Source organism: Streptomyces sp. NPDC094147 (assembly GCF_044764265.1).
Classification (GTDB): Bacteria; Actinomycetota; Actinomycetes; order Streptomycetales; family Streptomycetaceae; genus Streptomyces.
This window is the reverse complement of sequence record NZ_JBIWHT010000008.1, coordinates 108,217-120,352: the sequence shown is the minus strand read 5'-3', so window position 1 is coordinate 120,352 and position 12,136 is coordinate 108,217. Positions and strand designations below refer to the sequence as shown.

Sequence of the window (12,136 nt, the reverse complement as noted above, 5' to 3'; positions counted from 1 at the left end):
GGAGGCCGAGCGCGGTGCGTTGCGCCGTACGCGAGTGAATTCGGGTCAGTGTACGGGCGCCCGGTCGCGGCCGGATCGCGCCGCGCCCACCACCAGCCAGCGGGACGGCAGCTCGAGGCGCCGCCCCTCCTCGGTGAACTCAGTTGTGGTGAGGGGCAGTTCGCCCTCCGCGAGGACGGTGAGACCGGCGGCCCTGAGCAGGCCGGCCAGGGCGTCGTCGGTGACCTCGCCCGGCGCGATGCCGTGGGCGAAGACGGGGCGGAGCTTGGGCGGCGGCCCCGCCGGACCTGCGGCGAGTCCCATCAGGACCGGCTTCGCGGCTTCGGCGAGCTCCACCACGAACGCCCGGCCCCCCGCGCCGACCAGCGTCGCGATGGCGTCGGCCACGGGCTGGCGGTCGGCGGGTTCGCACTGGTGCAGGACGCCCCGTACATACACGTTGGCGTCGCCGAGCCGGGTGTGCAGCCCGTCGACGGCCTTGGGATCGGCGGCGTCGATCTGAGCGAACTCGGCAAGGCCCCGCGGGTCCTGGTGGCGGGCGTGCTCGACGGCGGCGAGCGAGAGGTCGACCCCGGTCACCTGCGGGTAGCGCTCCGCGAGGTACCGGGTCTGGGTGCCGTTGCCGCAGCCGAGGTCCACCATGGGCAGGTCGGGCAGGTCGATGCGGGGGGCGAAATGGGCCAGGTGGCGGGCGGCCGTGAGGGCCGGTTCCGCATCCCAGAAGACCGCGCCCGGCTCGTTCGGCGCCTCGCGCCAGAAGGCCTCCCAGGCGTCCCTGTACCTACTTGTCACACTCACGACCGACTCCCCGGGCAGCATGCACAGTGTCAAGATCGGTCTACCGCGCCGGGCCGCGCGCGGACAAGCGCCCGGCGCATACCTTCACCTGCCGTTCGAAGAAGGGGAGTTGAGGGGGCGTGTTGAGGGGGCGCCGGAAAGGGCGGCACAGGTCAGCGGGGCCCGCGCCGGGTGCGGGGAAGCGCCACGTCGAACCAGACGGTCTTGCCGTCGCCGGTGCGGCTGGTGCCCCACTCCCTGGCCAGCGCGCTGACCACCCGGAGCCCGCGGCCCGCCTCGTCGCGCGGGCCGGCGCTCAGCAGCGTCGGCAGAGTGTGGTCGTCGTCCACCACTTCGCACAGCAGCGCCTCGGCGCGGACCAGGCGGAGCTCCACCCGGCGGCCGTGCGCATGCCGGATGCCATTGGTGACGACCTCGCTGACCAGCAGCTCGACCGTCTCGGAGATCTCCGGCAGGCCCCACAGCGCGAGTTGCCGGCGGACCAGGCGGCGGGCCCGGCCCACCTCCCGCGGATCTGTGGCGAGCCGCCACTCGGCGACGTCGTCACGGCCGATGCCGTTGAGCCGGGCCATGAGCAGCGCCACGTCGTCCTTGCGGCCGCCGCGGGTGTTGAGGGCGCGGATGATCGCGTCGCAGGCGTCGTCCATGGAGGCCGCGGGGTGGGCCGCGTACTCGCAGAGCGTGGCGAGGCCGACGCCGATGTCCTCGCCGCGCACTTCCACCAGACCGTCCGTGCACATGACCAAGCGGTCACCGGGCTCGACCCTGATGCGGGCCGTCTCGAAGGGCACCCCGCCGACGCCGATCGGGGCGCCGGTGGGCAGTTCAAGGAGCTCGCTGCGGCCGTCGGCGGACCGTACGATCACCGGCGGCACATGGCCCGCGTTGGCCATGAGCAGCTCGCCCCTGATGGGGTCGTACACGGCGTAGAGGCAGGTCGCGAGGTAGTGCTCGCCCAGGCGCTGCGCCAAGTCGTCCAGGTTGCGCAGGAGTTGGCCGGGCGGCAGGTCGAGGGCGGCCATGGTCTGCACGGCCGTACGCAACTGGCCCATCATCGCTGCCGAGTTGAGGCCGTGGCCCATGACGTCGCCGACCACCAGGGCGGTCCGCGAGCCGGGCAGTTTGATCGAGTCGAACCAGTCGCCGCCGACCCGGCCGAGGAGGGTGCCGGGCAGATAGCGGGTGGCGGTGTCGCAGCCCGCCATGCGCGGGGTGACCTGCGGCAGCATCGAGTCCTGGAGCGTCTCCGCGACGCTCTCCTGGTAGGTGTACATGCGGGCGTTGTCGAGTACGAGCCCGGCGCGCGCGGCGAGTTCGGCGCCGGTCACGCGGTCCATGTCGTTGAACTCGGCCCGCTCGGCGTGCCGCAGCAGGATCATGAAGCCGAGCACCACGTTGCGCGCCTTGAGGGGGACCACCAGCATCGAACGGCCGTTGATCAGCGGCCGGATGTCGCGCTTCTCGAACTGCGAGGCGATGGCGGTGCCCATCTGCTCGCTGATGCGGGGCACGAGGACGGGCTCGCCCGAGGTCATGCACTGGAAGAACGGGGTGTGGGCGGGGAACGGCATGGACTCTCCGACCGGCACCACGTCGTCCCAGCGGCCCGGTTCGTCCACGTGCTCCACGGCGACGCGGTGCCACAGGGTCCGCTCGTCCGGCGGCCCGTCGGGGAAGCCCTCGCCCGCTATGACCTGTTCGCGCAGGTAAGTACCGGCGACATCGGTGAAGCGCGGCACGACGGCCGCGCTGACTTCCTGGATCGTGCGGGACAGGTCGAGCGAGGAGCCGATGCGTCCGCTGACCTCGTTGAGGAATTCGAGCCGCTCGCGCACCGCCGCGTATTCGAGGTCCGCGGCGAATTCGGGCGAGGGCGGGAAGGTCCGCGACACCGGCTGCAAAGGGTGCAGACGCCGGGCGGAGCGCGGTTCGGCACGCCGGGGCACTCCCCAGTCGGGTGTCACCGGGACGCGGTCGTGCTGGCTGAACTCCAGGACGGGATAGCCCAGTTCGAGGACCTGGGCGACGATGCGGGAGCTCTCGCCGACGCTCATGCTGGGGAGGATCTCCGGCAGCCGCCGGGCCAGTTCGTCGGCGCCCGGGAAGTCGGTGTGCAGGGCGAATCCGGGCGCTATCCGCTCGACGGGGCCGCCGTCGGCGCCGGTCTCGTGGTGGAGCTGGGCGACGTCCGCGGCGAGCACCAGGAGGCGGCCGGGGCCGGGGCCGATCAGCGGGTACGCCCACCACAGCACGTCGGCCCGGTCGCGGCCGGGCTCGGACAAGGCGGCCCGGCCCGCGCTGGGGTAGGCGGTGCGGCCGTTCAGCGGGGCGTCGAGCCCGGGGCCGAACTCCTCGAACGCCTCGTAGTCGTCGTATCCCTGCTCCAGCGCCCCGGAGACCGGGAGCAGATCCGCGGCGGGCCTGCCGACGGCCTCCTCCTTGGCGGGGCCGAACAGCCTGCGCGCACCGGAGGACCAGTGCGACACCAGGCCGTCGCCGTCCACGACGATCACGGCAAGCGGAATCCGGCCGGCCACGGCGAACTGCCGCAGCGGTGTCGGCGGAGTGCCACTGTCCATGGGTGGAAGGCTCCTTCCCCGCCGCCTCGATCCGCGGCAGTACGACCACCGTACGGCCATCGGGCGTCCGCGCGCGGGGCAACTCCGCAAGAGGCGCACGCCCGCGCGGAGGGGCCGCCGGAGTTGAAGAAGAGTCAGTCCTCGTGGCCGAGTTGGAGGTCTCTTTCGGTGCGTCCGCCGCCCGCGATCTGGAGGACGGTGGCGACCGGCGGATAGCCCGCCGCGATCACCGTGTACTCGCCGGAGGACAGGTCGACGAACCGGAAGATGCCGTCGGGTCCGGTGGTGAGGGTGTCCACGACATTGCCCGCCGCGTCGAGGAGGGTCACCCGGGCGTCCTCCACAGGGCGTCCGCCGCCCGCTCGGACGGTGCCGCGCAGCACGGCCCCGCCGGCCAGCTCGATGTCCTGCCGGGTCTCGCGGGACGCCTGCACGCTCACCGGCAGGGCGGCTGGCCGGAAGGCGGGCGCGCTGGCGGCCAGGGTGTACTCCCCCGCCACCAACTCGCCGATCACATAGCCTCCTTCGCGTCCGCTGCGGGTGGAGGCGACGACTTCGCCGCGTACGTCGGTGAGGGTGACGGCGGCGTCCCGCACGGGGCTGCCGTCGGCGGTGACGACGGCCCCGGCGAGCCGGCCCGCGCCGCCGAGCACCACGTCGAGGTCGACCGCCCGTTCGCCGACGGTCACGGCGACGGCCTGCGGCTGGTGCCCGCCGGCCGCCGCGATCAGGACGTACGATCCGGCGCCGGGCACGCTCAGCGCGTACCGCCCGTCCGCGCCGCTGGCCCCGCGCCCGACCTGCTGGCCCCGTACGTCGACGAGGGTGAGGGCGGCGCGCGGCACGGTGGTCCCGTCGTGGTGCTGGACCGTGCCGCAGACCGGAACGCCGCTCTGGTAGCCGGAGTTGGCGGTGCGCGCGTGGGGCAGGGGGGCGGTCTCGGCGGCGGGGGCGTTCTGGGACACCAGCGGTTTCTCCTTGAGGAAGAAGGCGAGCACGAAGCCGAGCACGAGCACCGGCACGAGGTAGAGGAAGATCCGCGGCATGGCGTCGGCGTACGCCCGGATGTAGCCGTCGCGCAGCGCGGGCGGCAGGGCGTGGACCAGTTGCGGAGTGATCGACTCGGGGTCGGGCAGTCGGGCTCCGGCCGGGAGTTGCTCCGTGAGCGCGTGGGCGAGGCGGTTGGTGAAGAGGGTGCCGAAGACGGCGGCGCCGACGCTGCCGCCGATCTGCCGGAAGTAGGTGTTGGCGCTGGTGGCGGTGCCGAGGTCGGCGGGGTCGACTGCGTTCTGCACGGCGAGGACCAGGACCGGCATCACGAGGCCGATGCCGGCGCCGAGCACGGCCATCCAGATGCTGTAGTCGAGGCGCGGGGTGTCGGTCCCGAGGCGGGAGAGCAGCCACATGCCGACGGCGGAGACCGCGCCGCCGAGAATCGGGTAGAGCTTGTAGTGCCCGGTGCGGCTGATGAGCTGGCCGGAGATGATCGAGGCGGCCACGATGCCGCCCATCATGGGCAGGACGAGCAGCCCGGACTCGGTGGCGCTGGCCCCGTCGACCATCTGCAGGAAGGTCGGCAGATAGCTGGCGGCGCCGAAGAGGGCGACGCCGATGACCGCGCCGACGAGCCCGGAGACGTTGAAGATCGAGTCGCGGAACAGCCGCAGCGGGATGACCGGTTCGGCCGCGTAGGTCTCGACCACGAGGAACAGCAGGGTCGTTCCGGCCGCCCCCGCGGCGAGCCCGAGGATCGTCCGCGAGCCCCAGGCGTACTCGGTGCCACCCCAACTGGTCAGCAGGACCAGGCAGGTTGAGGCGGTGGCGAGGAGCAGCGCGCCGAGCACGTCGAGGCGGGGGCGTGCATCGGGCCTCGGCAGTTTCAGTACGACGGTGATGACGGCGAGGGTGGCCAGGCCGAACGGGACGTTGATGTAGAAGCACCAGCGCCAGGAGGCGTGGTCGGTGAAGAAGCCGCCGAGCAGCGGCCCCGCCACCGAGGCGAGCCCGAAGACGGCGCCGATCAGGCCCATGAACCGGCCGCGCTGCCGCGGCGGCACGATGTCCGCGATGATCGCCTGTACGCCGATCATGAGTCCGCCGCCGCCGATGCCCTGGATCGCCCGGAAGGCGATGAGCTGGTCCATCGTGCGCGACCAGCCGGCCAGCGCGGAGCCGGCGACGAACACGACGATCGCGAACTGGAAGACGGGTTTACGGCCGAAGAGGTCGCCGAGCTTGCCGTAGATCGGCAGTCCGATGGTGGAGGCGAGCAGATAGGCGGTGACGGCCCAGGACACCTTGTCGAGGCCGTGCAGATCGCCGACGATCTTCGGCAGCGCGGTCGCGACGATCATCTGGTCGAGCGCCGCGAGCAGCAGGGTGAGCATCAGCCCGAAGAAGATCGTGCGCACCCGGCGGGGGGTCAACGGCGGGTGTGGCGTGGGGAGTTGGCCAACCGGCGGTTGGGCCGCCGGGGCCGCGGCGGGCTCGGCGGCCCGCTCGTCCTTCACCAGAGTGATCCCGCCCACGTAACTCTCCCCTCGTCGCGCTTGCGCCGATCATTTCTCGCATTACGCGACAACCGGGGCAAGCGAGACGAGTGGGGACGGGCGGCGTGCGCCGGGGGCTTATGCGCTGGCGGGGGCCCCTGCGGCGCACAACGGAACGGTACGGAAAACCACCCGAACCGGTGACCGGGCGGGAGACCCCCTCCGGCTACTTCTCCACCTCGGCGGCCAGCTTGCCGAGCAGGGCGTCGTAGATGCGGCCAAGTCCCTTGGGGGCAAAGGTCCTTTCGAAGAATCCGCCGATGCCGCCGGCGCCGTTCCACACGGTGCTGACGACGACCTTGGAGCGGCCCTCGCCCGCGGGCGTCACCGTCCAGGTGGTGACCATGGAGGAGTTGCGGTCCTTCTCGACCAGCTGCCCCTCGGTCGGCTCGGTGACCTCCAGGAGGCAGTCGCGCACCCGCTTGCTGGTGGCCTGGAGCTTCCAGTGGACGAGGGTGCCCTCGCCGTCGCCGCCCTCGCGCACCTGGTACTCACTGAAGTGCTCCGGCAGGAGCCCCGGGCGGCCGTCCTTGTAGTCGGCGAGCGTGTCGAACACGGTCTCCGGATCCGCCGCGATGATCCGCTCCGTCGTGGCCTCGACCTGCGCCATGGCACTTCCTCCAGCAGTTGTGTTTCCGGGGTTTTCGGGGTGCGCCAAGCCAATCACCTCGGGCTCGGCCGCCACAATCCGGGTTGCGATCAAGAAGGGAACATGTGTTCTATTCTGGGGTGGGAGTGACCGAGCAGGCCCGTGGGACCGGAGGAGGCGTTCATGCGCTGGGAGAATCTCGCCGATGACGACGACTCGGCCGTCCGGGCCGGGGCGGCCGCGCTGTTCGCCGCGGACGCGGTGACCACCCGGACGTTCGACACCCCGGAGTTCCGCGGGATCACCTTCCACGAGATCCGGGCGCGTTCGATCGTCAACCGGGTCCCGGGCGCCTCCCGCATGCCGTTCGAGTGGACCGTCAACCCGTACCGCGGCTGCTCGCACGCCTGCGTGTACTGCTTCGCCCGCAAGACGCACAGCTATCTGGACCTGGACACGGGGCTGGGTTTCGATTCGCAGATCGTGGTGAAGGTGAACGCGCCGGAGCTGCTCCGGGGCCACCTCGCCTCCCGCCGCTGGCAGGGCGCGCACATCGCGATGGGCACGAACGTCGACTGCTATCAGCGGGCGGAAGGCCGCTACCAGTTGATGCCGGGCATCATCGCGGCCCTGCGCGACCACGCGAACCCGTTCTCCATCCTCACCAAGGGCACGCTCATCCTGCGCGATCTGGAGCTGCTGAAGGAGGCGGCCGCGGTGACCGAGGTGGGCATCTCGGTCTCGGTCGGCTTCGTGGACCGGGAGCTGTGGCGCACGGTCGAGCCGGGTACGCCCGCACCGGAGCGCCGCCTGGACGTCGTACGCACCCTCACCGAGCACGGCATCGGCTGCGGGGTCCTGATGGCCCCCGTGATCCCGTTCCTCGGCGACCACCCCGACCAGCTGCGCGCCACGGTCCGCGCGATCGCCGCTTCGGGTGCGACGTCGGTGACCCCGCTCGTGCTTCATCTGCGGCCCGGGGCCCGCGAGTGGTTCATGGCCTGGCTCGGGCAGCACCACCCCCATCTGGTGCGCCGGTACGAGCGGCTGTACGCGGAGGGGGCGTACGCGCCGAAGTGGTACCAGCGCCGGATCACCGGCCAGGTGCACGAGCTGGCCACCGAGTTCGGCATCGGCCCGGCCCACCGCGGCGCGGCCCGCCGCATCCCGGCCGCGGTGGCACCCGCCCCACCGGAGCCGACCCAGCTGACCCTGCTGTGACCTGGTCACCGGGCCCCGGGGCCGGATTGTCAGTGGCGTGCGCGAGGATGTCCGCATGACTTCGCTGACTCGCATCTCCGCGCCCGAGGGCGTCGCTCCCGGCAACGGCTACAGCCATGTGGTGTGGGGCACCGGCCGGTTCGTCGCGATATCGGGCCAGTGCGCGCTGGACGAGAAGGGCGCCGTGGTCGGCGAGGGCGACGCGGGGGCCCAGGCCGAGCAGGTCTTCGAGAACCTGCGCCGCTGCCTGGCCGCGGCGGGAGCCACGTTCGAGGACGTGGTGAAGCTGACCTACTTCGTCACCGACATCGCCCATCTGCCGGCGGTCCGGGCGGCCCGTGACGCCGTGATAGGCCCCGACCATCTGCCGGCCAGCTCGGCGGTCCAGGTGTCCGCCCTGTTCCGGCCCGAACTGCTGGTGGAGATCGAGGCGTTCGCGGTGACCGGGGAGGCGTGAGGCCGGTCCGGGCGTTAACTGCCGCCGAAACGAAGGGCGTTCACGCCCGGTTCGCCGTGATCCGGCGCAGCGACATGGCCGCCGCTCGGGCGAGGCGGGGGTGGGCCAGGGCCTCGGTCAGGACATCGGCGGCCCGCTCGTCGCCGAGTTGGCCCAGACCCTCGACGCAGGCCAGCGCCACCCGCCAGTAGGGGGTGTGCGCAGACAGAAGCGGCTGGAGGGTGGCGATCAGGGCCGGTACGGATTCGGGGGCGCGGAGTTCGGTGAGCAGCCGGACCGGGTGCAGCGCGTAGGCCGTGCGCAGTCCATTGGTCGCCAGGGCCGCCGCCGCGCGCGCGGTGCGCGGGTCGCCCAGCCTGGCGAGCGCGTACGCGGCGCTCACACAGCGCTCCGGATCGCGGTGGTTGAGCAGCAGGACCAGCGACTCGAAGGCCCGCCGGTCGCCCGCCACGCCGAGCCGGAACGCGGCGATCTCCCGCGCCCACAGCGGGCGTTCGCGCTCGGTGAGCACCGCGGCCAGCTCGTCGTGGTCGGTGGTGGCGAGCAGCCGTCCGTACGACTCCGACGCGCCCGCCTCGTCCCGCACCCGGTCCGCGAGCGACCGGAACTCCTCATCCATGACCAAAAGCCTAGGGGGTGTCCGGCGGATCAGGGCCGGGTAAGGCGCGGCGTCCGGGCCGCGCCACTGGGGCGAGCCAGATCACATCGACTGCCTGTATCCAGGGTCTGGCGCGCTCGTTACTCGCCAGTTAACCTCAAGTGAGCGGGTAACCCCCGTCGACTCCGGTGGCCTGGTGACGCAGCCACCGCGAGTGTTCGTCGGTTCGGCAGTTCTGTACGACGCGCCCCGGGACAGGGCCGTCGGCCCTTTGCACCACGACTCAACTCCCGCACGCCGTACGCCCGTCGGCGTATCCGAGCGTTCCCGTACGCCGGTTCCGTGCGCCCCTCTCTCAGTCGTCACTCATCCCTGGAGTCCCGTGATGGACATCCCCCTGAACACTGTCGCCGTCGTCGGCCTCGGCACCATGGGCACCGGCATCGCCGAGGTCCTGGCCCGCGCGGGCCGCGAGGTCATCGGCATCGACATCAGCGAGCGCGCCGCCCGCCAGGCCGTCGTCTCGCTGGAGGCCTCCACGGCCCGTGCGGTGGCCCGCGAGCGGATCACCGAGCGGGAGCGCGGCGACATCCTCGCCCGGTTCCGTACCTTCACCGACCTCCAGGCCGCCGCCGAGGCCGAGCTCGTCATCGAGGTCGTGCCCGAGTCGTACGAACTGAAGCAGCAGGTCTTCCACGCGCTGGACACCATCGTCGCGCCCACCGCGATCCTCGCGACCGGCACCAACGCCCTCTCGGTGACCCGGCTCGCCGCCGACTCCGCGCACCCCGAGCGCGTCCTCGGTCTGCACTTCTTCAACCCGGCGCCCGCGATGAAGCTGGTCGAGATCGTCTCGTCCGTGCTCACCGCTCCCCCGGCGGTCGACGCCGTGCAGGCGCTCGCCGTCGAACTCGGCAAGGAGCCCGTCGCGGTCGGCGACCGCCCCGGCTTCGTCGCCGACGGGCTGCTCTTCGGCTACCTCAACCAGGCCGCCGCGATGTACGAGTCCAAGTACGCCTCCCGCGGGGACATCGACGCCGCGATGAAGCTGGGCTGCGGGCTGCCGATGGGCCCGCTCGCGCTGCTCGACCTGATCGGCATCGACACCGCCCGCACCGTTCTGGAGGCCATGTACGCCGCCTCGCACGACCGGCTGCACGCCCCCGCGCCGATCCTCGGCCAGCTCGCCGAGGCCGGACTCACCGGCCGCAAGACGGGCCGCGGCTTCTACACCTACGAAGCCGAGGGCAGCTCGGTCGTGGTGGCCGACGCCCAGACCCCGGACCCGACCGCGGGCTCGGGCGGCGGCCGCGAGATCCGCTCGGTCGGCGTGGCCGGCTCGGGGACCATGGCGTCCGGCATCGCGGAGGTCTTCGCCAAGGCCGGGTACGACGTGGTGCTCGCGGCCCGCGGTCTGGAGAAGGCGGAGACCGCCAAGTCCCGTATCGGCAGGTCGCTTTCGCGCTCCGTCGAGAAGGGCCGGATGACCGCCGAGGCACGCCAGGAGACGCTGAACCGCATCTCGCCCGCCGGCGCCCTGGAGGCCTTCGCCGAGGTCGACCTCGCGGTCGAGGCGGTCGCCGAGGACCTGGCGGTCAAGCAGCAGCTCTTCGCCGCCCTCGACAAGATCTGCAAGCCGGGCGCGGTGCTCGCCACCACCACCTCCTCGCTGCCCGTCGTCGCCTGCGCCCGCGCCACCTCGCGCCCGCAGGACGTGATCGGCATGCACTTCTTCAACCCGGCGCCGGCCATGAAGCTGGTCGAGGTGGTCCGCACCGTGCTCACCTCCGACGAGGTGCACGCCACCGTCCGCGAGGTCACCGCGAAGATCAAGAAGCACCCGGTGGACTGCGGCGACCGGGCCGGGTTCATCGTCAACGCGCTGCTCTTCCCGTACCTCAACAACGCGATCAAGATGGTGCAGGAGCACTACGCGACGCTGGACGACATCGACGCCGCGATGAAGCTCGGCGGCGGCTACCCGATGGGGCCCTTCGAGCTCCTGGACGTGGTCGGCCTGGACGTCTCGCTCGCCATCGAGAAGGTGCTGCACGCCGAGTTCCGCGACCCGGGCCTGGCCCCCGCGCCGCTGCTCGAACACCTCGTCGCGGCCGGCTGCCTGGGCCGCAAGACGGGCCGCGGATTCCGCGAGTATGCCCGGCGCTGACCCGCAAGCAGGGTGGGGCGGGCTGCTCCAGCCTCCCGGCAGCTCGCCCCCAGGGACGCGGCTTCCTGCACATATGCAGTACGTTCGGTCCATGCCCCAGCCAGCCAGGTCCTCCCGTACGAACGCTGTGCCCGACGCCCCGGAGAGTGCCGCGGGCAGCCGGGCGGCCGCCCAGCGTCTCAAAATGCGCCGCGAGCTGGCGGCCGCGGCGATGGAGCTGTTCTCCGCCAAGGGGTACGAAGCGACCACCGTCGACGAGATCGCGGCCCGCGCCGGGGTGGCCCGGCGCACCTTCTTCCGGCACTTCCGCTCCAAGGAAGAGGCGATCTTCCCGGACCACGACGACACCCTGGTACGGGCCGAGGCGGTGCTCAACGCCGCGCCGCCGCACGAGCATCCGCTGGACACGGTGTGCCGAGGCATCAAGGAGGTCATGCGGATGTACGCGGCCTCCCCCTCTGTCTCCGTGGCGCGCTACAAGCTGACCCGCGAGGTGCCGACCCTGCGCGAGGCCGAGATCGCCTCGGTCGCCCGCTACGAACGCCTCTTCACCCGCTACCTGCTGGGCCACTTCGACGAGCACGACCACCAGCCGGGGAACGACGACCCGCTGCTCGCCGAGGTCGCCGCGTCCGCGGTCGTCACCGCGCACAACCACGTGCTGCGCCGCTGGCTGCGGGCCGGCGGCCAGGGCGATGTGGAGGCCCAGCTCGACCACGCCTTCGCGATCGTCCGGGACACCTTCGGATCCGGCATAGGAGCGGGCCGCACGGCCAAGCCCCGGCCGGCCGCCGCCACCGTGTCGACCAGCGACGAGGTGCTGGTCGCGGTGGCCCGCACCGACGCGCCGCTGGACGAGATCATGCAGAGCATCAAGCAGGCTCTCAAGACCAGGTAGCCGCGCTCCGCCCCGATGGCCGCATCCCTCACCGAGGGGTGCGGCCATCGGCGTACGCCCTGACCTGCAACGATCGATCATCGCTCATCTGCGCAGGTCATTACGCAATTGAGAGAAATTGTTGGCACGCAGTGCCTTGTCAGTTGGCACCGGGTGTCATACGTTGATGTTGTCCGGGCGGCCGGCGTGCAGAGACCTTTCGTACGCCGGCTGTCCCCACAAGCCGCCACTGGCGAGTGCGCCCGGACGCCTGCGTCACAGGCACCCCTCCCGCGCCCAC

The 12,136-nt window shown here is 71.9% G+C and carries 9 protein-coding genes; 4 read left to right on the top strand and 5 right to left on the bottom strand.

Going from position 1 to position 12,136, the window contains the following annotated elements; all coding sequences use genetic code 11:
- Nucleotides 1–45: 45 nt before the first annotated feature.
- The 4 genes from ACIQ8J_RS15230 to ACIQ8J_RS15215 all read right to left on the bottom strand — a co-directional run bounded on the left by ACIQ8J_RS15230 (nt 46) and on the right by ACIQ8J_RS15215 (nt 6,536).
- Nucleotides 46–798 carry a class I SAM-dependent methyltransferase gene (locus ACIQ8J_RS15230; RefSeq protein ID WP_403272266.1) on the bottom strand — a complete coding sequence of 251 codons (753 nt, stop codon included), beginning with the start codon at nt 796–798 and terminating at the stop codon, nt 46–48.
- 152 nt (nt 799–950) lie between these two features.
- Nucleotides 951–3,377 (bottom strand): SpoIIE family protein phosphatase, encoded by a 2,427-nt coding sequence (locus ACIQ8J_RS15225; RefSeq protein ID WP_403272267.1) that lies wholly within the window; start codon nt 3,375–3,377, stop codon nt 951–953.
- A 134-nt stretch (nt 3,378–3,511) separates the two neighbouring features.
- Complete coding sequence (locus ACIQ8J_RS15220) at nt 3,512–5,905, bottom strand: MFS transporter (protein WP_403272268.1); 2,394 nt, start codon at nt 5,903–5,905, stop codon at nt 3,512–3,514.
- Nucleotides 5,906–6,092: 187 nt separating this feature from the next.
- Nucleotides 6,093–6,536 carry an SRPBCC family protein gene (locus tag ACIQ8J_RS15215; protein WP_403272269.1) on the bottom strand — a complete coding sequence of 148 codons (444 nt, stop codon included), beginning with the start codon at nt 6,534–6,536 and terminating at the stop codon, nt 6,093–6,095.
- 162 nt (nt 6,537–6,698) lie between these two features.
- Between ACIQ8J_RS15215 and ACIQ8J_RS15210 the strand changes: the two genes are divergently transcribed.
- Together ACIQ8J_RS15210 and ACIQ8J_RS15205 are read left to right on the top strand one after the other, a co-directional pair.
- Nucleotides 6,699–7,736, top strand: a complete 1,038-nt coding sequence (locus ACIQ8J_RS15210; protein ID WP_403272270.1) for an Rv2578c family radical SAM protein — start codon at nt 6,699–6,701, stop codon at nt 7,734–7,736.
- A 55-nt stretch (nt 7,737–7,791) separates the two neighbouring features.
- On the top strand, nt 7,792–8,193 hold the full coding sequence (locus ACIQ8J_RS15205; protein WP_403272271.1) for a RidA family protein: 402 nt from the start codon (nt 7,792–7,794) through the stop codon (nt 8,191–8,193).
- A gap of 40 nt (nt 8,194–8,233) precedes the next feature.
- Here the strand turns inward: ACIQ8J_RS15205 and ACIQ8J_RS15200 are convergent, their stop codons facing one another.
- On the bottom strand, nt 8,234–8,812 hold the full coding sequence (locus tag ACIQ8J_RS15200) for an adenylosuccinate lyase (protein WP_403272272.1): 579 nt from the start codon (nt 8,810–8,812) through the stop codon (nt 8,234–8,236).
- 364 nt (nt 8,813–9,176) lie between these two features.
- On the opposite strand from ACIQ8J_RS15200, the gene ACIQ8J_RS15195 reads away from it, so the two are divergent.
- Nucleotides 9,177–10,958 (top strand): 3-hydroxyacyl-CoA dehydrogenase family protein, encoded by a 1,782-nt coding sequence (locus tag ACIQ8J_RS15195; RefSeq protein WP_403272273.1) that lies wholly within the window; start codon nt 9,177–9,179, stop codon nt 10,956–10,958.
- Nucleotides 10,959–11,049: 91 nt separating this feature from the next.
- Entirely contained in the window at nt 11,050–11,856 is an 807-nt protein-coding gene (locus ACIQ8J_RS15190; protein WP_403272274.1) for a TetR family transcriptional regulator, read from the top strand.
- Nucleotides 11,857–12,136 lie beyond the last annotated feature (280 nt).